The organism is Mesorhizobium shangrilense, from assembly GCF_028826155.1.
GTDB lineage: Bacteria > Pseudomonadota > Alphaproteobacteria > Rhizobiales > Rhizobiaceae > Arvimicrobium > Arvimicrobium flavum.
In genome coordinates, this window is sequence record NZ_JAQGPN010000001.1 from 1311978 (window position 1) to 1331309 (window position 19332).

Genomic DNA, 19332 nt, shown 5'->3' on the forward strand with positions numbered 1-19332 from the left:
AGACAAGGCGGACCATGAAAGTCGATAGCGTTGATTTCTTCTATGTCGCGATGCCGGAGGTGACCACCGAGGCTGACGGCAGCCAAGACGCGCTGGTGGTGCGCGTCAGCGCCGGCGGGCATGTCGGCTGGGGCGAGTGCGAGGCGGCTCCGCTGCCGTCCATTGCGGCGTTCGTCAGCCCGATGTCGCACGGCGCCTGCCGCCCGGTATCGGACTCGGTGCTGGGTCAGACGCTGGACGGGCCGGACGACATCCGCCGCATGTCGGCGGCGCTCGCCTTCAACAGTATGGACCTGCTGCAGGCGGCGCACACCTGGTCGGGCATCGAGATGGCGATGTGGGACCTGCTCGGCCACGCCCGCGGCGTACCCGCCTGGAAGCTGCTCGGTTATGACGCCGCCTATCCGAAGATCCCCTATGCATCGGTGCTGTTCGGCACGACGCCGCAGGGCACGCTGGAGCGCGCCAGGGAAATGCGCGGGCGTGGGTTCCGGGCCGTCAAGTTCGGCTGGGCTCCGTTCGGCGATTCGCTGGCGGGCGACATCGCACACCTGGATGCAGCGCGCGAGGGCCTTGGCCCCGACGGCATCCTGCTGATCGACGCCGGCCAGATCTTCGGCGAGGACGTCGATGCCGCCGCCGCGCGCCTCGACGCCATGGAGCGCAACCGTGTCACCTTCTTCGAGGAGCCCTTCCACGGCTCGGCCTACGGCGCCTACGGGGCGCTGCGCGACCGCGTGAAGACGGTAAAGACCGCCGGCGGCGAGGCCGCCCACAACCGCTACATGGCCGAGCACCTGATCGACTTCGGCCGCGTCGGCTACATCCAGATCGACTGCGGCCGCATCGGCGGCCTGTGGCCGGCCAAGCAGGTGGCCGACTACGCCGCCGCACGTGGCGTCACCTACATCAACCACACCTTCACGTCGAACCTCGCGCTCAGCGCCTCGCTGCAGCCTTTCGCCGGGCTGAAGGACCATGTGATCTGCGAGTATCCGACGACGCTGAAGCAGCTCGCCGTCGACCTGACGCGCAACCACATCGCGCCGAACGCGAACGGCGAAATCGAGGTGCCCGACGCGCCGGGCCTGGGCATCGAGGTCAATACGGACGCACTGAAGCAGTACAAAGTGGACGTCGAGATCAAGGTCGGCGGTAAGACGCTGTTCTCGACGTCGGCGAACTAGGGAATTCATCGACGCCTAAGCGGGCGCATGGGGCGCCCGCGCCAACCGCGCAGGACGCTGTGATGGTTCTGGAGGACGCACTTTTCCCGGAGTTGGAGCCGTACGACAGCGGCATGCTGGCCGTTTCGGACGGACACGCTCTCTACTACGAACAGTGCGGCAATCCTGGCGGGCGTCCCATCGTCTTCCTGCACGGCGGCCCGGGGGGCGGCTGCAAGCCCCGCCATCGCCGCTACTACGATCCGTCCATCTGGCGCATCGTACTCTTCGACCAGCGCGGCTGCGGGCGCTCGGCGCCGCATGGCGTCATCGACAACAACACGACGCAGCATCTGGTCGATGACATCGAGGTGCTTCGCCAAAAACTCGGCATTGAGCGCTGGGTGATCAGCGGCGGTTCGTGGGGCAGCTTCCTCAGCCTTGCCTACGCAGAGAGCCATCCCGAAAGATGCGAGGCGCTGCTGATCCGCGGCATCTTCCTCGGCCGCGCCATCGAGCGCGACTGGTGGTGGGGAGGGACGCGCTGGCTGTTCCCCGCGGAATGGGAGAGGTTCCGCGACGCCCTGCCGGTCGACGAGCGGGACGACCTGCTGACCGGCTATGCGAAGCGGCTGTTCGATCCGGATCCAGCCGTGCATCTCCCGGCGGCGAAGGCCTTCGCCACCTACAACGCGTCGACGCTCCTATTCCGCTACGATGCCGAGTTCGTCGCCCAGTCGAGCCAGGCCGACAAGGCCCTGCCGGTGGCGCGGCTGTTCACCAACTATTGCCGCAACGACTTCTTCGTCGAGGACGGCCAGCTCCTGGCCGACATCGGCCGCATCAGGCACCTGCCGGCGATCATCGTGCAGGGGCGCTACGACGTCATCACGCCGGCGCGCAGCGCGTGGGATCTGGCGCGCGCGTGGCCCGAAGCGGAGTTCGAGATCGTCACCGACGCCAACCATTCCATCGAGGAGCCGGCGATGGCGGCAGCGCTGGTCGCTGCGCAGGCCCGCCTCGCCAAACGCCTGGAGGTAGGTTGGTGAGCGCACACGTCATCGGCCAACCCCTGCTCGACGTGCGCAACCTCAGCGTGAGCTTGAGGGACGCCCATGACGCCGTACTGGTCAATGACGTGTCGTTCTCCGTGTCGCCGGGCGAAGTCGTCTGCATCGTTGGCGAGTCGGGATGCGGGAAAACGGTGACCGCGCGCTCGATCATCGGCCTGAACCGGACCGATCCGAATTTTCGTCTGTCGGGCCAGGTCGTCTTCGAAGGCCAGGATCTGCTCGCTCTCGACGAGCACGCGATGCGCCGCTTGCGCGGTTCGCGCATGGCGATGATCTTCCAGGACCCGATGAGCAGCCTCAACCCGCTGCACCGCATCGGCGCCCAGATCGATGAGGCGTTGTCGATCCACACAGAAATGGGTCGCGGCGAGCGACGGCTGCGCACGCTTGAGCTCCTCGCACAGGTCGGCATCCCCAATCCCGAGGTGCGCATCGACAACTATCCGCATCAGTTCTCCGGCGGGATGCGCCAGCGTGCGATGATAGCGATCGCGCTTGCCGGCAATCCGGCCCTGCTGATCGCCGACGAACCGACCACCGCGCTCGACGTGACCATGCAGAAGCAGATCCTGCTTCTGCTTGCGCGGCTGCGCGCCGGATACGGGATGGCGGTGATCTTCATCACGCATGATCTCGGAGTCGTCGCGGAGATCGCGGATCGCGTGCTCGTCATGTACGCCGGGCGCTGCGTCGAGAGCGGTCCCGTGCGCGAGGTCTTCCGTTCGCCGCAGCACCCCTACACGGCCGGCCTGCTCGCTTCGATCCCGGCCGCAAATCGCCTGAAGACGAGTCGCCTGCCTTCGATCAGGGGAGCGCCGCCGTTGTTGGCGGAGGGCAAGCCGGAAGGCTGCGCCTTTCGTCCGCGCTGCGATCACGCCTTTGGCCGCTGCCTGGAGGAGCCGCCATTGGCGGCCGCCGGAGATGCGGACCATCTCGATCGGTGCTGGCTTTCGCCGGTGGCGAAGCAGCATCTGGCTCAACGCCCGGCTGGCGGGACGGCGTCATGAGTGCGAGCCAACGGCCCCTGGTAAGTATCCGGGACCTGCGAAAGGTCTTCCCTATCCGCGGTGGCCCGTTCCGCCGGATTCAGCGCCATCTGCATGCGGTCGACGGCGTCAGCTTCGACATTGCCGAAGGCGAGACGCTGGGGCTGGTGGGCGAATCCGGCTGCGGAAAGTCCACCCTCGCGCGCTGCGTCGCCCGGCTGGCGGAACCGAGCGACGGCAGCGTGGTGTTCGCGGGCGAGGACATCACCCACCGCACGATGCGCGAGATGCGACCGCTGCGTCGACGGATCCAGCTCATCTTCCAGGATCCGATGGCGAGTCTCAATCCACGCAAGAAAGTCGGCTCGATCCTGCGCGACGCCTTGCGCATCCAGGGTGTCGCCGGCTCGCGGCAGGAGGAGCGCGCGCGCGTTTCGGCGCTGCTCGAACAAGTGGGCCTTTCCCCGGCCTATGCCGACCGGCTGCCGCGCGAGCTGTCCGGCGGGCAGCGTCAGCGTATCGGCATCGCGCGCGCCCTCGCACTGGAACCCGGGCTCATTGTCGCCGACGAGCCCGTTTCCGCGCTCGATGTTTCGGTGCAGGCGCAGATCCTCAACCTGATGAAGGACCTGCAGGAGCAACTCGGCCTGACGATCCTGTTCATCTCGCACGACCTTGGCGTCATCCGGCACGTCTCGGACCGCATCGGCGTCATGTATCTTGGCAAGCTGGTGGAGCTGGCGCCGGCAAACGCCTTCTATGAAGCGCCGTTGCATCCATATTCCAGGGCGCTGCTGGCCGCCGTCCCGTTGCCGGACCCCGAGGCTCGGGGACGTTCGGGCAAAGGTATCGAAGGCGACATTCCGAGCCCGCTCAACCCGCCGTCGGGATGCCGGTTTCACACGCGCTGCCCGATCGCGCAGGACATTTGCGCGCGGCTCGAGCCTGCGCTGGAGGATCATGGGGGAGGGCGGTTGGCCGCGTGCCATTTCGCATCCACCGAGGCAAGGGGAGGCCAAGCGGACGTCGCAGATCCGCATGTTGTCACGTGAATAGTTGAGACAATCCACATGGGGAGACAAAAATGACTTTTCGCAGTGAGACCATGAAACTGAACCGGGCGCAGTTCCTGCGCCTCCTCGGCGGTACGGCCGCCGCCGCCATGTTGCCGGCGGGGCTGGCGCTCAGCCCGGCGGCGTTCGCGCAGGAAGGCGGCGATCTCGTCGTCGGCATTTCCAGCGACATCAACACACTCGATCCGCAGATGTCGCCGAGCGACGTCTTCCGCCACAGCATCCGTTCGACGGTGTTCGAAGCCCTTGTCTTCATCAATCCGGAGACGCTGAAGGCCGATCCGCTCCTCGCGGACAGCTGGGAGATCGCGGCCGATGGACTGACCGCGACCTTCAAGCTGAAATCGGGCGTCACCTGGCACGACGGCTCGCCGTTCACCGCGGCCGACGTCGTCTATTCGTACAAGCGCGTTCAGGACAAGAACGTCGGCAGCCCGTTCGCGCCACAGCTGGTGGCCGTCTCCGCCGTGGAGGCTGTTGACGATGCTACGGTGAAGCTGACGCTCGCCAATCCGGTGCCCGGGATCCTTGCCAACCTGGCGGTTGTCCAGATCGTCAAGGAAGCCAACATCGGCGCCATCGGCACGGCGCCGATCGGCACCGGCCCGTTCAAATTCGCCAACTGGGCCCCGGGCGACCGTATCCGTGTCGAACGCTACGCCGAGCATCGCAGCGCGCCGAAGGTCGCCGCCATCGAATGGCGCATCGTGCCGGATTCGCAGGCCCGGCTCGCCGGCATGCAGGATGGCACGCTGCAGATGGTCGCGCTCGTCGAAGGCAAGGACGTCGTCCAGGCGCAGAGCGCCGGCATCGAGGTCATCCAGACCAAGCCCTACATCCTCTACGAGAACTTCAACATCAACACCAAGCGCGCGCCCTTCGACGACAAGCGCGTACGCCAGGCGCTCGCCTACGCCTTCGACCGCGAGAGCTACGCCAAGACCGTCTGGTTCGGCTTCGCGCGTCCGACCATCAATCCGGTGCCGCCGGAAATGGCGACCTACTGGGCGGATTCGGCAACGATGTATCCGTTCGATCTCGACAAGGCCGCGGCGCTTCTCGCCGAGGCCGGGTTCACCAAGGACAAGCCGCTGAAGATGGAGATTCTCACCATCCAGGGCTTCGATTCGCTGAAGTCGATGGCGCTGATCCTCCAGGACAACCTGAACCGGCTCGGGCATCAGGTGACGGTCAGGGAGCTGGAGGCGACCGTCTGGCTGGAGCGTGTGCTGACCAAGCCCGACTACGACATCACCACAGACAACTTCAACACCGGTCCCGAGGACCCGGCGAGCATGTTCAACTCGCCGAACCTGGCGCCGACAGCCAACGTGAACCAGTGGAACCCGGACGGCTATGCCGATCTGGTCAAGCGCGCGGGCGCTGAACTCGATCCGGGCAAGCAGGCCGAACTCTACCACGAACTGCAGAAGCTGATCCTCGAGGAGATGCCGCAGATCACGGTCGACCACCTGCCGCTTTTCTTCCTGGGCGCCGAGGGAGCGAAGTCGCTGGTCATCGGGCCGAGCGGGATCGATGACTATACGAAGGTCACAGTATAGCGGCGGAACTGCAGCGCAAGGCGGCGGCGTCCGCGCCGCCGCCGGCAACTGGGGCGTAACGGATGGGAGCATTCCTCTTCGGTCGTGTCGTGGGCGGGCTGGTGACGCTGTTCTGCGTCAGCGCTCTCGCCTTTTTCGCGACTGCACTCGCGCCCGGCAACCCCGCCTCGGTGTTGCTGGGCAATATGGCGACGCCCGAGCGCGTGGAGGCGGTCACTCGGCAGATGGGGCTCGATCAGCCGCTGCCCATGCGCTACCTGCTGTGGCTGAAGGAAACACTGCAGGGCAACCTCGGCACGTCGAACCTGAGCTTCAAGCCGGTCAACGATCTGTTGCTGGCGGCGCTGCCGCCGACGCTCGAGCTGGCGCTCGCCAGCCTCGTCCTCGCCGTCGCGGTCGCGTTGCCGCTGGGTCTAGTCCTGGCGCAGAACCGCAGCCGCTGGTGGAGCCGGCCGACCTCGGCGCTGGTCACGCTCGGCATTTCAGTACCCGGCTTCTGGGTCGGACTGCTGCTCATCATCACCTTCTCCGTCTGGCTAAAACTCCTGCCGTCGGCCGGCTACGTGCCGCTATCGCGCAGCGTGACCGGCAACCTGCATTCCATGGTCCTGCCCGTGATCACGCTGGCGATCTATCTCGTGCCCTCGCTGGTGCGCTTCGTCCGCGTGACCGCCATCGAGGTTCTCGGCGAGGGATATGTCGACACCGCGCGCGCCAAGGGCGTGCGGCCCTTGGCTATCCTGCTGAGGCACGTCGCGCCCAACACGCTGATCACCACGATCACCTACATCGGCCTCCAGCTCGGCGTGCTCATCTCGGGCGCCATCGTCGTCGAGGTCATCTTCTCTATCCCCGGCATCGGCCGGCTTGGCATGAACGCTGTGCTCAACCGCGACTACCCCGTCATCCAGGGCGTCGTGCTGGTCGCCGCCTGCGGCTACGTCCTGGTCAATCTGCTGATCGACCTGGCCTATGCCTTCATCGACCCGAGGGTGAGGACACGATGAGCCTGATGTCTGTCGGTTCCCAGCCTTCCAGGCGTGCAGCGCGCAGGAACGTGCTTGGCTTCCTTGCTCGCCGCTCGCCATTCGCGCTGGCGCTCGTGAGCCTGTTTGTCGTGGCGGCGCTGGTCGGACCGCTCGTTGCGCCGCATTCGATGACGGACACCAATCTGGCGATGGCGTTGCAGGGCCCGAGTTCAGCGCATTGGCTGGGAACCGATCCGCTCGGCCGCGATGTGCTCAGTCGCCTGCTCGGGGCATCGCGCGTGGCGGCGCAGGCCTTCTTGATCGTCGTGCTCATCGGCGGCGTGATCGGGACGGCGCTTGGACTGATTGCCGGCGGGCGTGGCGGCCTTGTCGACCTGGTCGTGTCGCGCGTCACCGAAATCCTGCAGGGATTTCCGACGATCCTGGTCGCCATCGTCATCGTCGCCCTGCTGAACCCCTCGCTCACCAACGCGATGGTGGCCGTCGGGCTGGCGGCGATCCCGGATTTCGCGCGCGTGTCGCGCAGCGTGGCGATCCAGCTGCGCGACCGCGAGTTCATCGAGGCCGCGCGCGGGCTGGGCGCCAGCGAGTGGCGGATACTCTGGAGCGAGGTGCTTCCGAACATGGTCGGCCCGCTGATCGTCATCGCCAGCTTCGACGGCGCGCAGGCCATCCTGTGGGAGGCCTCATTGAGCTTTCTTGGTCTTGGCGTGCAGCCGCCGGCGCCATCCTTCGGCTCGATGCTGCGCGAGGCCCACAGTTACCTCGCGATCCAGCCCTTTCTGGCCGTCATTGTCGGCCTCGCGGTCTCCGGCTTCATCCTGGGGCTCAACCTTCTGGGTGACGCGCTCGGCGACTATTTCGATCAGTCGAGGCGGTAGACCAAGGCGGCGTTCGGAATCGGAGTATTGCCGGAACCACGAGAGCTGTTGGCCCGAACGCGGCCCACCGGAGCGGTTGCGGTTCCAGTTCGCTTGGCGCGCTCCCATCCAACCGTGTCATTTTTGAATTCCATTTGACTTAATCGAGGCGCGGTGAGAACCTTCCCTTAGGAGAGGGGCGGGGCTGCTATGGCGCTGCGGGGGACAAACCAGGAGTTCGGGCGGCCGTACAACCGGCGCATCGTCCTGGAATCGATCCGCCTCCATGGGCCGACCACGCGTGGCGACATCGCCGAGCGCGTCGGCCTTACCGTTCAGACAGTCTCCACCATCGTTCGTGAACTCGAGGACCAGGGTTTCATCCTGTCGCTGCGCGACGAGCCCAAGGGGCGCGGCCTGCCGCCGGCAACGCTCAGGATCAATCCGGAGGGCGGATACGCCGTCGGCATCCATGTGACGCCGCTTGGCATCAACACGGCGCTCATCAATCTCAGCGGCGAGGTGGTGGAGAGCGCCTATCGTGAAGCGCCGAATGCAACGCCGGACGAGGCCTTCGCCCTCATCGCCGCCATGACGCCGGAGCTGACCCGACGCAAGGCGGGCGGGCGCATTCTTGGCGTCGGCATGGCGCTGCCCGGTCCCTTCGACGTCGAGTCGATGAGCTTCGTCGGCCCGACGACGATGGCCGGATGGAAGGACGTGGCGCTGAAGGAGCGGCTGGCGGAGGCGACCGGACTGCCCGCCTTCCTCGAGACGGACATGGCGGCGGCCGCGCTCGGCGAACAGCTGTACGGGCTCGGAACCGAGTTCGCGGAATACTACTATCTCTATTTCGGCGTCGGGCTCGGCGGCGCGATGGTGCACGAAGGCGTCGTCATGCGCGGGGCCTGGGGCAATGCCGGCGAGATCGGGCACATCCCGGTCGTGCCGGGCGGCGAGTCCTGCCCGTGCGGCAATCGCGGCTGCCTGGAACGCTACGTCTCGCTGGAGGCGCTTGGCCGCTGGGAAGGCGGCAGCGCCGAATGGGTGGAGGCGGTGGCGCCGATCTTCCGCAACGCCGTCGCCACGATCGAGAATCTGTTCGACCCGCAGACAGTCATCCTGGGCGGGCTGGCGCCGACCGGACTGTTGGAGCAACTGGCGGATGCTGCCGCGCAAGACCTCCCGAATTCTGTCTCCGCGCGGCGGGACCGCAAGACGCCGCGGGTGATCGTGGCGCGTGGCGGCACGCAGACCGTGCTGCTCGGCGCCGCCGCGCTCGCGGTATCTGGCGTGCTGTCGCCGCGCTTCGGCCAGATGTTCGCGGCCGAGCGCGCAAACGGGCGCGAAGCGCCTGCAGCCAAGGGGATTGCTGCATGACCGAGCCGTTGCTCGTCCTCGATGACATCCGCAAGAATTTCGGCGCCATCGAGGCGCTGAAAGGCATCAGCTTCTCGATCGGCAAGGGAGAGGTGGTGGCGCTGCTCGGCGACAACGGGGCGGGCAAGTCGACGCTGGTCAAGATCATTTCCGGCGGGCTGGAGCCAACGTCCGGGCGCATGCTGTTCGGAGGCCAGGAGTTCCTGGCCAAATCTCCCGCCGAGGCGAAGGCGGCCGGCATCGAGACGGTCTATCAAGATCTGTCGCTCTGCACGAATGTCGACGTCGTCGCCAACTTCTTCATGGGCCGCGAGATCACCCGCAAGGTGCTCGGCATCCCGGTGCTGGACGAGCGTGCGATGGAGGAGGTGGCAGGCAATGCGCTCGCCAATGCAGGTACACGCATTCCCTCGCTCAGAACGAATGTCGAGCACCTGTCCGGAGGCCAGCGGCAGGCGATCGAACTCAACCGCTTCGTCCACTGGGGCGGCAAGCTGGTGCTGCTCGACGAGCCGTTCGCCGCACTCGGCGTCGAGCAGACGCGGCGCGGCCTCGACATGATCCGCCAGGTGGCGGCCCAGGGTATCGGCGTCGTCATCATCACCCACATCATGCAGCAGGCATTCCAGGTCGCCGACCGGATCGTCGTGATCCGGCATGGCGTGGTCGCGGGCGATGTCCCGTGCAGTCAAACCAGCCCCGATGCGGTGGTCAGGATGATCACCGGGGAAACACCCGCCGGCGCCGGACCGGCAGGCTGAGGGGCGCATAAAAGGGGTCCGGCAAGAGGAGCGAACGAAATGAAACGACTACTTCTTTCTGCGTTGGGCGTGGTGGCAGTCGCCGCTGCGATGCTGACGCCGGCCTTCGCCCAGTCGAAGGGAACCGTCTACTACCTCGTGCCGACCCTGCTCGACGAGTTCCAGACCGGCTCGGTGAGCGCGCTGGAAATGTTCCTGAAGCAGGTCGGCTACGACATGAAGTCGCTCAACGCCGACAACAAGACGGACCAGCAGCAGAGCCAGATGAACGACGTCATTGCCTTGAAGCCGTCGGCGGTGGTGCTCGCCGCTGTCGATTTCAACGCGCTGAAGCCGTCCATCGAGGCGGCGCGCGCGGCCGGCATCCCGGTGGTCGAGTTCGACAGGCAGATCACCTCGACACCCTCGGACTTTACCTCTGTTGCCGGCACGGTCGAGATCGGTCATGTGGCGGCTGAGCAGGCCGAGAAGCTGCTGACCGCGAAGAACGGATCGGTGAAGGGCAAGATCCTGCAGGTGCTGGGAGATCCCGGCGACCCCTACACCCTCGACATCCAGAAGGGCTTCGAGGAAAAGATGAAGGAATACCCCGAAGTTACCATCATCTCGCATCCGGCGATGCTGTGGGCTGCGGATGCGGCTGGCACCATCGTGAACGACCAGCTCATCGCCAATCCCGACATCGACCTGATCTTCAGCCACGCCGCGCATCTCTCGGTCGCCGGCGTCGCCTCGCTCGAAGCCGCCGGCAAGAAGCCCGGCGACATCATGATGATGAGCTCGAACGGCGCACCGGTCGGCCTCGACCTGATCCGCAAGGGCTGGCTGAACGTCGAGGTGGAGCAGCCGCTCTACGCGCAGGCGGCGGCGGTCGCCATGTTCATGGACAAGGTGGTCAACAAGCAGGAGATCAAGGCCGGCAACTACGACGTGCTCGGCCTGCCTTCGGTGGTGACCATCGAGGCCTGGGGCCCGAACATCAAGATCCCAGGCGCTGCCATCGACAAGAGCAACGTCGATAACCCGGCCTTCTGGGGCAACATGAAGCCGCCCGCGGATACCGTGAAGGCGGTGGAGTGAGGCAGTTGCCGCTCACGCCCCCTCCACCACACTTCGCGTGGTCCCCCTCCCCCGCTTTGCAGGGGAGGATCCGGCGGCGCCGTTCGATCCTTCCCCGTTTACGGGGGAGGAGGACCGCCGAAGGCGGTGGAGGGGGCGCAAGGCGCGGAAATTCGTATCCTGGTCGCTTTTATCCGGCTTGTTCATGAACCTTCGCACCCGCCGTATCCTCGAGTTCGTGCTGGACAATCTCGTCTGGTTCATGCTGCTTTTCGTGCTGGCGATCTTCTCGATCTTCGTCCCGAACTATTTCCAGCTCGGCATCTTCGCCAACATCATCGAGGCATCGAGCGTGTTGGGCGTGATGTCCATCGGCCTGGCGCTGGTCATCATCACCGGCCACATGGATCTGTCGGTCGAATCCGTCGCCGCCCTCGCTGCGATGACGGTCGGCATCCTGTTCTGCTCGGCCGGCATCGGATTGGGCGTGCAGCTCTACCCGGAATGGCTGATGGTGCCGGTGTCGCTGCTCATCGCGATCAGCGTCGGGGGGCTCATCGGGACGCTGAACGGCGTGCTCGTCGTCAAGCTGAAGATGAGCGCGTTCATCATTACGCTGGCGTCCTACATCTGGGTGCGGGGACTGGTGGTCGCGGTATCGGGCGGCCGCTCGGCGCAGGATCTCGCGCCGGCGATCCGCTGGTTCGGCATCCAGCGCGTGCTCGGCCTGCCGCTGACGGCCTGGATCGCGATCTCGTGCTTCGTCGTGTTCTCGCTGATCATGGCAAAAACCCCCTTCGGCCGGCACCTGAAGATGATCGGCGGCAACGAGCAGGCGACCTATCGCGCCGGCATCCGCGTGACGCGCAACCTGATCCTCGCCTTCGTCATGGCCGGCGCCATCGCCGGGCTGGCCGGCTGGTTGCTGACGATCCGCACCTCGGGCGCGACCGCCAATCTCGGCGTCGGCCTGCTGTTCAACGCCTTCGCCGCGGTGGTGATCGGCGGCGTCAGCCTGAAGGGCGGCGTCGGCTCGCTGCCGGGCGTCTATGCCGGCGTGCTCCTCTTGTCGTCGATCAATACGGCGATCAATCTCATGGGGCTTCCGGCCAATTTCACGCAGGTCATCCACGGCCTGCTGGTGCTGGCGGCCGTGCTGCTCGACACGCTGAAGCAGACGATCCGGCAAAGACTCGCATAGGAGCAGGGATGACTGGAAGACTGGACGGCAAGGTCGCGCTCGTCATCGGGGCCGCGCGCGGCATTGGCAGGGGCATCGCCGAGCGCTTCGCCGAAGAGGGCGCCCGGCTGGTGCTGGCCGATACGGAGGCGGAGGCCGGGGAGGCGACGGCCCAGGAGCTGGATGCCGTCTTCCTGGAGACCGACATCTCCAAGATGGCGGATGCCGAGGCGGCCGTCGCGCTGGCTGTCGAGCGCCATGGGCGGCTTGATGTGCTGGTCCAGAACGCAGGCATCTACCCCTGGCAACTGATCGAGGATACCAGCCCCGACGACTGGGACCGCGTGATGGCGGTCAACCTGCGCGGCACGTTCAACTCGGCGCGGGCGGCGCTGACACCCATGAAGGCGCAGCGGTCCGGTCGCATGCTGTTCACCTCGTCCATCACCGGGCCGCATGTCACCAGCCCCGGCCACGGCCACTACTCGGCCAGCAAGTCGGGCATCAACGGTTTTATCCGCTCGGCGGCGCTGGAGTTTTCGGGCTACGGCATCACCGTCAACGGCGTCGAGCCCGGCAACATCATGACCGAAGCCATCCGCCTGCATCGCGGACCGGAGTTCATCAAGAGCATGGAGGACGCGATCCCGCTCGGCCGGTTGGGCACTCCGCGCGACGTGGCCAGCGCCTTCCTGTTCCTGGCGTCGGGTGACGCGGACTACATCACCGGCACGACCATCGTCGTCGACGGCGGGCAGTTGCTGCCCGAGGGCGCCGACTTCCGCATCCTGCCGCCATGATTCTCGACCTCGGCGACGGGTTCTTCCTGCGCCGGGCGAGCGTGCAGGATCATGCGGCGTTCTGCCGGATCTGCCTGAGGACGGGAGATGCCGGCAGGGATGCGACCGGCCGGGAAGACGTCCCGGATCTGATGGGAATGATCTATGCCGTTCCCTATCAGGTGTTCGAGCCCGACTTCGCCCATGCGATCGATGGCCCGCAGGGGGTCGCGGGCTATCTGCTCGGCGCGCCGGACACGCAGAGCTTTAATGCGAGGCTCGCGGCGGAGTGGTATCCGAAGCTGCAGAAGCGCGTTGCGGATCCCGGGCCGGATGCCTCGAAATGGACCGGCAGCGATTGGGCGCGGCGCTGGATCCATCATCCCGACCTTACGGTGCCGGCCGCGCTCGCCGCCTACCCGTCGCACGGCCACATCGACCTGCTGCCAGAAGCACAGGGCAAGGGTATCGGCAGAAAGTGCATGGCGTTCCTGGAGCAGCGGCTCAGGCAGGCGGGCTCGACCGGAATGTATCTAGACGTCAATCCGCGCAACGAGAAGGCGCAGAAATTCTATCGAGAACTGGGGTTCGAAGCCTTGAGAGATGAGAGGCTACCCGAGACATCCACGTTCATGATGAAGTCGTTGAGGTGAGTGGAGCGCGGTGGCCTCCTAAATCCGCCGTCCTTCGCTGTCGAACAGATAGACCTTCTGCGGATCGATGCCGAAGCGTGTCTCCGCACCGTCCACGAATTCCGCATCGCCGCGGCTTTCGACGGTGATCATCGAGTCGTCCGCCAGGGCGGCGTGCCCGTAGGTGACGCCGCCGAGGCGCTCGACCATCGTCAGCCGCCCCTCGAGCGTCGCGGCCGCAGCGCCTGCCGGCAGGAAATGCTCGGGGCGGATGCCGACCGTGATGGTCGCGCCGGGCTTCGGCGCTGCACCGCGCGGGGTCGCCGTGAGCCGGGCCAGCCCGATCGCCGGCGCCGCGACCCCGACGCCTTGCTCGCCGGCGTCCACGACGGTCGCGGCGAAAAAATTCATGCGCGGGGAGCCGATGAAGCCGGCGACGAAGGCGTTATCCGGGTTCTGATAGAGCTCGAGCGGTGCGCCGACCTGTTCGATCCGGCCGGCGCGCAGCACGACGATGCGGCTCGCCAGCGTCATCGCCTCGACTTGGTCGTGGGTGACGTAGATCATCGTCGACTTCAGCTGCTGGTGCAGGCGCGCGATCTCGATGCGCATCTGCACGCGCAGTTCCGCGTCGAGATTGGAAAGCGGCTCGTCGAACAGGAACACGCCCGGCTTGCGAACGATGGCCCGGCCGATGGCGACACGCTGCCGCTGACCGCCGGACAGCTCGCGCGGCTTGCGCCGGAGGTAGGGCTCGAGATGCAGGACCTTCGCCGCCTCGGCCACCTTGGCGTCGATCTCGGCCTGCGCGAGGCCCGACATTTCCAGCGGAAAGCCCATGTTCGCGGCGACCGTCATGTGCGGGTAGAGCGCGTATGTCTGGAAGACCATGGCGATGCCGCGCTTGGCGGGATCGAGCCCGGTAACATCCTTGCCGCCGATTTCGATGCGACCGTCGCTGGTAGTCTCCAGCCCGGCGATCATGCGCAGCAGCGTCGACTTTCCGCATCCGGACGGGCCGACGAAGACGACGAACTCGCCGTCGGCGACGGAGAGGTCCACGCCGGTGATGACCTCGGTCTGGCCGAAGCGCTTCTTGACGCCGTGCAGTGAAAGTCCGGCCATCCGTTCTCCTATTTGACCGCGCCTTCGGTCAGGCCGGCGACGAACCAGCGGCCCACGAATGCGAAGAGGATGACGACGGGGATGGTGGCGATGGTCGCGCCGGCCAGCAGCAGTCCCCAGTCGATCTGATATTGTCCGATGATGCCGGCGAAGCCGACGGGAATCGTGCGCCTGGCGTCCGACACGATCAGCACCGAGGCGAACAGGTATTCGGTCCACGAGGCGATGAAGGTGAAGATCGCCACGCTGGCGATGCCCGGCGCGATCAGCGGCGCCATGATGCGCAGCAGGATGACGCGGGCGGGCGCGCCGTCGACGATCGCCGCCTCCTCGATCTCGCGCGGCACCGAAGCCAGGAACGAGCGCATCATCCAGATAGAGAAGGGCAGGGCGAAGGCGATGTTCACGATCACCAGGCTGGTGCGCGTGTCGATCAGCCCGAATTTGGCGAACAGGCCGTAGATCGGGATGAGCACGACGACGGTCGGGAAGGCATAGGTGAGCAGGATCAGCCGGTAGAGCGCGGCGCGCCCAGGAAACTCCATGCGGAAGAAGGCGTAGGCAGCCGGCAGCGCGAGCGCGACGGTGAAAGCGGTCGAGAACAGGGCGACGCCAAGGCTGTTCAGCAGGTAGGCGGGAAAGTCCGTCGACTGGAACAGCTTGTCGAAGTGCTGCAGGGTGAAGCTGCGCGGAAACATCGTCGGGTCGCGGCTGATGATCTCCTTGGGCAGCTTGATCGAGCCGGTCATCACCCACCAGAAGGGCAGGCCGATGAGCAGGACGATCAGCCCGAGGCCCGAGAAGAGAGCGAGCGATTGCGGCAGGGTACGTTTCATCGTGCCTCCTCGCTCGCGGTCATCGCGCGCGTCGCCACCAGCGCAAAACCCATCAGGAGCAGGCTGGTCAACACCGAGATGGTCGCCGCTTCGCTGAGGCGGTAGCCCTTGAACGCGGTCTCGTAGATCAGCACGGGCAGCGTCTGTGTCGCCTGAGACGGCCCGCCGGCGGTGAGCAGCCAGATCACGTCGAAGACGTTGAAGGAAAGCAGCGTCCCGACGACGCCGAGCACGATCAGCGTCGGTTGCAGCAGCGGCCAGGTAATGCGTGTAAAGCGCTTCCAGGCGCTCGCGCCGTCGATCCGAGCGGCTTCGTAGAGGTCGCCGGGAATGCGGGTGAGGCCGGCCAGCATCATCAGCGCCACGAACGGGAACCAGCGCCAGGAATTGATCATGACCAGCGTGGTCATCGCCCCCTCACGCGTCGCGAAGAAGCCGACGGGGCGATCGATGATGCCGAACTGAATGAGCAGCGGATTGACCATGCCGCCCGACGTCGACAGCAGCCATCGCCAGATGATGACGACGACGACGGTCGGCACGATCCAGGTCAGGATGATCCAGGTGCGGGCGATGCGCACGCCCGGGAATTTCTGGTTGAGGATGAGCGCCACGCCGAGCGCGACCGCGGTCTGCACGACGGCGTTGGCGACGACCCAGACCACGCTACGCCCGAACGCCCGCCAGAAGCCGCTGCCGCCGAGCACGGCCGCATAGTTGTCGAAGCCGACGAAGGTTCCGGCGGATCCGATCACGCCGACATTCTGGAAGCTCAGGATGACCGCCTGGACCAGCGGCCATCCGAGCACTGCCAACAGGAACAGCAGGGCCGGGGCAATGAAGAGAAAGGCAAGGCGCGGGTTGGTCATGGTTGGACGAATTGCGCCCCCTCCACCATGCTCCGCATGGTCCCCCTCCCCCGCTTCGCAGGGGAGGATCCGCGACGACATCGCCGGCACGACCCGGATCCTCCCCCGTTTACGGGGCAGGGGGACCGCCGCAGGCGGTGGAGGGGGCGAAGCAACAGACTAAGCTCGATAGGGCGATTACTTCCCCGCGATCTCGCTCATCTTCGCCTGGCCGGCTTTCACGGCGTCGGCCGCGCTCTGACCGTCGACCACCATCTTCTGCAGAGTCTCGGCGATCACGTTCTGGCCGGAGATGGCGCCGATCGACGGGAACACCTTGCCGGTGGTGAAGCCGAACAGCTTGCCGTTCTGGGAGTTGGCGATCATCGTCTCGACCTGCGACTTGTACTTGGTCACGATCGGATCGGCCCAGAAGGACTCGGCCTTCGCGCCATCATTGGTGACCGGCAGGAACAGACCCGGCTCCATGGTCAGGAAGCGGCCGTAGTTGGCGGGCTCCAGCAGCCAGGCGAGGAACACCTTGGCGCCAGCCTGCTTGGCTTCGTCCTTGGTGGTCAGCATGATGGCGTTGGAGTAGGAGATCGTGGCCGATTCCGACTGCCCGTCGGCATGCGGCACCGCCGCGACGCCGAGATCGGCAGCATCCGCTTCGGCTTGCGTCTCATAGGTGTTGATGACGCTGAACTGCAGGATCGTGCCGCAGGAGGCGCTGGCGAAGCAGGCTTCGGCCTCGCCCCAGGTCCAGCTCGTGGAGTCGGGCGGGGAGAGCTTCTGCAGATCGCCATAGGCCTGATAGGCGGCCACCGTCTCCGGCTTGTCGAAGGAGATCGTGCCGTCCTCGTTGTAGATGTCCGCGGCCCCACCGTTGACCATCAGCGAGTAGACGGTCTGGTCGGTGTAGAGCTGCTTGTTGGCGGGCAGGCCGACGCCGTACTTGCCGTCGGTCGAGAGCTTCTCGGCCGCAGCCTTCCACTCCGACCAGGTCTTCGGCACCTCGATGCCGGCGGCCTTCAGCGCGCTGTTGCGGTACCACATGGAGATCGCCATGTTGTAGGCCGGCACTGCCCAGGTGTGGTCGTCATACTGGTAGGGCGCGATGGTGGACGGGACGAAACCGTGCTTGGCCTCCATGTCCTTGACGAGGTCGTCCACCGGAACCACCGCGTCGATGCCCTTGATGACCGTGGTGAAGTCGGGAATGGCGAACAGCATGTCCGGACCGGTGCCCGCTGCAAACGCGGCCGGCGCCTTGGCGTAGACCTCGCCCCAGCTCTGCGGCTCCTGCTTTACCTGGACGTCCGGATGCGCCTTGTTGAACTCGTCCAGCAGTTCCTGCATGCGCTGAACGCGATGCGGCGGCTGTTCCATGTGCCACAGCGTCAGGCTGACCGGCTCCGCATAGGCGGTCCCGGCGAGCAGCAGCGCGGCGAAGCCGGCGGCGGTGAAGAGTCTGGCTTTCATCATTGTTCTCCCTGTTGTCCGCGGATCCAGTTCGCGGAGTTCCTCAAAGATGCACGTTGCGGGGCCGGTAGCGCGCCACCAGCCGCTCGTTGTTCTCGGCAGCGCCGGGCATGTTGGCGCTGAGATAAATCGGGGCGTCCTCACCCGACGCCTGCAGGCGGGATGCGACTTCGGCCAGCACGGCGTTCATCAGCGCCGCGCCGATCGAGGTCGAAACCGGACCCACCTTGAGCTCGCTGCCGGTGACGGGAATCGTCGCGTCGCCCGACGGCGCGCCGTTGTCGAGCACGATGTCGGCGACATCGGCGAGACGCGTACGGCCCCTGGCGGCCTCCCTCGAATAGGTTTCGGACGTGATGGCGATCACAGTCGCGCCGCGCTCCTTGCCGATCTGGGCCGCCTCGACCGGCGCGGGATTTACGCCGCTGTTGGAGACGACGAGCAGAACATCGTTGGCGCCGATCGGATAGCGGTCGAAGATCGGCCGCACGATGCCGGTCATGCGCTCGAAGGCGGTGCTGGCTATCGCGCCCTCGTGCAGCATCGTCGCCGAGGCGAGGATGGGCACGGTGAGCGCAAGGCCGCCGGCACGGTAGTGCGCCTCCTCGGCCAAAACGTGGCTGTGGCCGGTGCCGAATATGTAGACCAGCCCGTCCTTCTTGGCCGTCGCCTCCACGGCGTCGGCTGCCTTGGTGAGCGAAGCGGCATTGGCCGCGAAAAGTACGTCAATGCGGGCGGCCAGTCCGTGGAGATAAGCCTTGGCGGTGGATGCGTCTGTCATGATGGTCTCGCAAGGGTGAGCCTGACCCGCATCGAGAAGCAGTCGGCGCGGTAGACCGAGCGGACATATTCGAGCGGACGGCCGGCGGCGTCGAACGTCCGGCGGGTGAATTTTAGCACGGGCGTCACGGCGGAAAGGCCGAGCGCCGAGATCGCGGCGGCATCGGCGAGATCGGCGCGCACCGTCTCCTCGGCCTCGGCCGGCATGAAGCCGTAGTGCTCGCGCAGCACGCGGTAGAGCGAATCCTTGGAGAAGTCGGTCTTCTCCAGCAGCCCCGGGGCCAGCGCGACGGGTATCTCGGTGCGCTCTACCGCCAGCGGCTCGGCGTCGACGAGGCGGACGCGCACCAGCCGGTGGACCAGCGTGTGCTCGGGAATGTCGAGGGCGCGGGCAACTTCCTGATCGGCCGCGCCGATACCGGCGTCGAGCACGACGCTCGACACTTTTCGGCCGCCGCGCTCCATCTCCTCGGTAAAGCCGTGGAGGGTGCGCGATTCCTTTTCGATCATCGGATGTGCGACGAAAACGCCGCGTCCCACGCGGGTTTCGACGAGGCCGCGCTTCTCGAGCGATTTGAGGGCCTGTCGCGCCGTCATGCGGCTGGCGCCGGTCTCGTCGGCTATCTGACGCTCGGAGGGAAGCCGATCGCCGCTCGCCAGCGCGCCGGAATCGATCCTGTCCTCCAGCAGACGCGCTATGCGCTGATAGAGTGGCGCGTCTTCCAGAACGAGATCAATTGCCATTGGCGGTATATTCCGCT

The 19332-nt window shown here is 66.1% G+C and carries 19 protein-coding genes; 13 read left to right on the top strand and 6 right to left on the bottom strand.

Going from position 1 to position 19332, the window contains the following annotated elements; translation table 11 throughout:
* The first annotated feature begins 14 nt into the window (after positions 1-14).
* The 13 genes from PD284_RS06475 (at position 15) to PD284_RS06535 (ending at position 13521) form a co-directional block, all read left to right on the top strand.
* Entirely contained in the window at positions 15-1187 is a 1173-nt protein-coding gene (locus PD284_RS06475; protein WP_274627395.1) for a mandelate racemase/muconate lactonizing enzyme family protein, read from the top strand.
* A gap of 62 nt (positions 1188-1249) precedes the next feature.
* The gene (gene pip / locus PD284_RS06480; RefSeq protein ID WP_274627396.1) at positions 1250-2215 is read left to right on the top strand and encodes a prolyl aminopeptidase; all 966 of its coding nucleotides are present in this window, start codon (positions 1250-1252) and stop codon (positions 2213-2215) included.
* Entirely contained in the window at positions 2212-3246 is a 1035-nt protein-coding gene (locus tag PD284_RS06485) for an ABC transporter ATP-binding protein (RefSeq protein ID WP_274627397.1), read from the top strand. The genes pip and PD284_RS06485 overlap by 4 nt, the downstream gene beginning before the upstream one ends.
* Complete coding sequence (locus PD284_RS06490) at positions 3243-4277, top strand: ABC transporter ATP-binding protein (RefSeq protein WP_274627398.1); 1035 nt, start codon at positions 3243-3245, stop codon at positions 4275-4277. Before PD284_RS06485 ends, PD284_RS06490 begins: the two co-directional genes overlap by 4 nt.
* Positions 4278-4309: 32 nt before the next feature.
* Positions 4310-5860, top strand: a complete 1551-nt coding sequence (locus PD284_RS06495) for an ABC transporter substrate-binding protein (RefSeq protein ID WP_274627399.1) — start codon at positions 4310-4312, stop codon at positions 5858-5860.
* A 62-nt stretch (positions 5861-5922) separates the two neighbouring features.
* On the top strand, positions 5923-6867 hold the full coding sequence (locus tag PD284_RS06500) for an ABC transporter permease (protein ID WP_274627400.1): 945 nt from the start codon (positions 5923-5925) through the stop codon (positions 6865-6867).
* Between the two features lie 5 nt (positions 6868-6872).
* Positions 6873-7730 carry an ABC transporter permease gene (locus PD284_RS06505; RefSeq protein WP_274627401.1) on the top strand — a complete coding sequence of 286 codons (858 nt, stop codon included), beginning with the start codon at positions 6873-6875 and terminating at the stop codon, positions 7728-7730.
* Between the two features lie 189 nt (positions 7731-7919).
* A complete protein-coding gene (locus PD284_RS06510; protein WP_274627402.1) occupies positions 7920-9089 on the top strand; it encodes an ROK family transcriptional regulator in 1170 nt (389 codons plus the stop codon).
* Complete coding sequence (locus PD284_RS06515; RefSeq protein WP_274627403.1) at positions 9086-9850, top strand: ATP-binding cassette domain-containing protein; 765 nt, start codon at positions 9086-9088, stop codon at positions 9848-9850. Before PD284_RS06510 ends, PD284_RS06515 begins: the two co-directional genes overlap by 4 nt.
* 39 nt (positions 9851-9889) lie before the next feature.
* Positions 9890-10930, top strand: a complete 1041-nt coding sequence (locus tag PD284_RS06520; protein ID WP_274627404.1) for a sugar ABC transporter substrate-binding protein — start codon at positions 9890-9892, stop codon at positions 10928-10930.
* A gap of 184 nt (positions 10931-11114) precedes the next feature.
* Positions 11115-12110 (top strand): ABC transporter permease, encoded by a 996-nt coding sequence (locus PD284_RS06525; RefSeq protein WP_274627405.1) that lies wholly within the window; start codon positions 11115-11117, stop codon positions 12108-12110.
* 8 nt (positions 12111-12118) lie between these two features.
* Entirely contained in the window at positions 12119-12889 is a 771-nt protein-coding gene (locus PD284_RS06530) for an SDR family NAD(P)-dependent oxidoreductase (protein WP_274627406.1), read from the top strand.
* Positions 12886-13521, top strand: a complete 636-nt coding sequence (locus PD284_RS06535; RefSeq protein ID WP_274627407.1) for a GNAT family N-acetyltransferase — start codon at positions 12886-12888, stop codon at positions 13519-13521. Before PD284_RS06530 ends, PD284_RS06535 begins: the two co-directional genes overlap by 4 nt.
* Before the next feature lie 18 nt (positions 13522-13539).
* On the opposite strand, the gene PD284_RS06540 is transcribed toward PD284_RS06535, so the two are convergent.
* The 6 genes from PD284_RS06540 to PD284_RS06565 form a co-directional block, all read right to left on the bottom strand.
* Positions 13540-14625, bottom strand: coding sequence for an ABC transporter ATP-binding protein (locus PD284_RS06540; RefSeq protein ID WP_274627408.1), 1086 nt, complete (start codon positions 14623-14625; stop codon positions 13540-13542).
* 8 nt (positions 14626-14633) lie between these two features.
* Positions 14634-15461 (bottom strand): carbohydrate ABC transporter permease, encoded by an 828-nt coding sequence (locus tag PD284_RS06545; RefSeq protein ID WP_274627409.1) that lies wholly within the window; start codon positions 15459-15461, stop codon positions 14634-14636.
* Complete coding sequence (locus PD284_RS06550) at positions 15458-16330, bottom strand: carbohydrate ABC transporter permease (protein ID WP_274627410.1); 873 nt, start codon at positions 16328-16330, stop codon at positions 15458-15460. The genes PD284_RS06545 and PD284_RS06550 overlap by 4 nt, the downstream gene beginning before the upstream one ends.
* Before the next feature lie 177 nt (positions 16331-16507).
* Positions 16508-17791, bottom strand: coding sequence for an ABC transporter substrate-binding protein (locus PD284_RS06555; RefSeq protein ID WP_274627411.1), 1284 nt, complete (start codon positions 17789-17791; stop codon positions 16508-16510).
* A gap of 43 nt (positions 17792-17834) precedes the next feature.
* On the bottom strand, positions 17835-18572 hold the full coding sequence (locus PD284_RS06560) for an SIS domain-containing protein (protein ID WP_274627412.1): 738 nt from the start codon (positions 18570-18572) through the stop codon (positions 17835-17837).
* Positions 18569-19315 carry a GntR family transcriptional regulator gene (locus PD284_RS06565; protein WP_274627413.1) on the bottom strand — a complete coding sequence of 249 codons (747 nt, stop codon included), beginning with the start codon at positions 19313-19315 and terminating at the stop codon, positions 18569-18571. Before PD284_RS06565 ends, PD284_RS06560 begins: the two co-directional genes overlap by 4 nt.
* Positions 19316-19332: the final 17 nt, after the last annotated feature.

What these genes read in the sequence shown, in the direction of transcription:
- PD284_RS06475 (WP_274627395.1), top strand. Translation starts at nt 15, where the DNA reads ATGAAAGTCGATAGCGTTGATTTCTTCTATGTCGCGATGCCGGAGGTG.
- pip (WP_274627396.1), top strand. Translation starts at nt 1,250, where the DNA reads ATGGTTCTGGAGGACGCACTTTTCCCGGAGTTGGAGCCGTACGACAGC.
- PD284_RS06490 (WP_274627398.1), top strand. Translation starts at nt 3,243, where the DNA reads ATGAGTGCGAGCCAACGGCCCCTGGTAAGTATCCGGGACCTGCGAAAG.
- PD284_RS06495 (WP_274627399.1), top strand. Translation starts at nt 4,310, where the DNA reads ATGACTTTTCGCAGTGAGACCATGAAACTGAACCGGGCGCAGTTCCTG.
- PD284_RS06500 (WP_274627400.1), top strand. Translation starts at nt 5,923, where the DNA reads ATGGGAGCATTCCTCTTCGGTCGTGTCGTGGGCGGGCTGGTGACGCTG.
- PD284_RS06505 (WP_274627401.1), top strand. Translation starts at nt 6,873, where the DNA reads ATGTCTGTCGGTTCCCAGCCTTCCAGGCGTGCAGCGCGCAGGAACGTG.
- PD284_RS06510 (WP_274627402.1), top strand. Translation starts at nt 7,920, where the DNA reads ATGGCGCTGCGGGGGACAAACCAGGAGTTCGGGCGGCCGTACAACCGG.
- PD284_RS06515 (WP_274627403.1), top strand. Translation starts at nt 9,086, where the DNA reads ATGACCGAGCCGTTGCTCGTCCTCGATGACATCCGCAAGAATTTCGGC.
- PD284_RS06520 (WP_274627404.1), top strand. Translation starts at nt 9,890, where the DNA reads ATGAAACGACTACTTCTTTCTGCGTTGGGCGTGGTGGCAGTCGCCGCT.
- PD284_RS06525 (WP_274627405.1), top strand. Translation starts at nt 11,115, where the DNA reads ATGAACCTTCGCACCCGCCGTATCCTCGAGTTCGTGCTGGACAATCTC.
- PD284_RS06530 (WP_274627406.1), top strand. Translation starts at nt 12,119, where the DNA reads ATGACTGGAAGACTGGACGGCAAGGTCGCGCTCGTCATCGGGGCCGCG.
- PD284_RS06535 (WP_274627407.1), top strand. Translation starts at nt 12,886, where the DNA reads ATGATTCTCGACCTCGGCGACGGGTTCTTCCTGCGCCGGGCGAGCGTG.
- PD284_RS06540 (WP_274627408.1), bottom strand. Translation starts at nt 14,625, where the DNA reads ATGGCCGGACTTTCACTGCACGGCGTCAAGAAGCGCTTCGGCCAGACC.
- PD284_RS06545 (WP_274627409.1), bottom strand. Translation starts at nt 15,461, where the DNA reads ATGAAACGTACCCTGCCGCAATCGCTCGCTCTCTTCTCGGGCCTCGGG.
- PD284_RS06550 (WP_274627410.1), bottom strand. Translation starts at nt 16,330, where the DNA reads ATGACCAACCCGCGCCTTGCCTTTCTCTTCATTGCCCCGGCCCTGCTG.
- PD284_RS06555 (WP_274627411.1), bottom strand. Translation starts at nt 17,791, where the DNA reads ATGAAAGCCAGACTCTTCACCGCCGCCGGCTTCGCCGCGCTGCTGCTC.
- PD284_RS06560 (WP_274627412.1), bottom strand. Translation starts at nt 18,572, where the DNA reads ATGACAGACGCATCCACCGCCAAGGCTTATCTCCACGGACTGGCCGCC.
- PD284_RS06565 (WP_274627413.1), bottom strand. Translation starts at nt 19,315, where the DNA reads ATGGCAATTGATCTCGTTCTGGAAGACGCGCCACTCTATCAGCGCATA.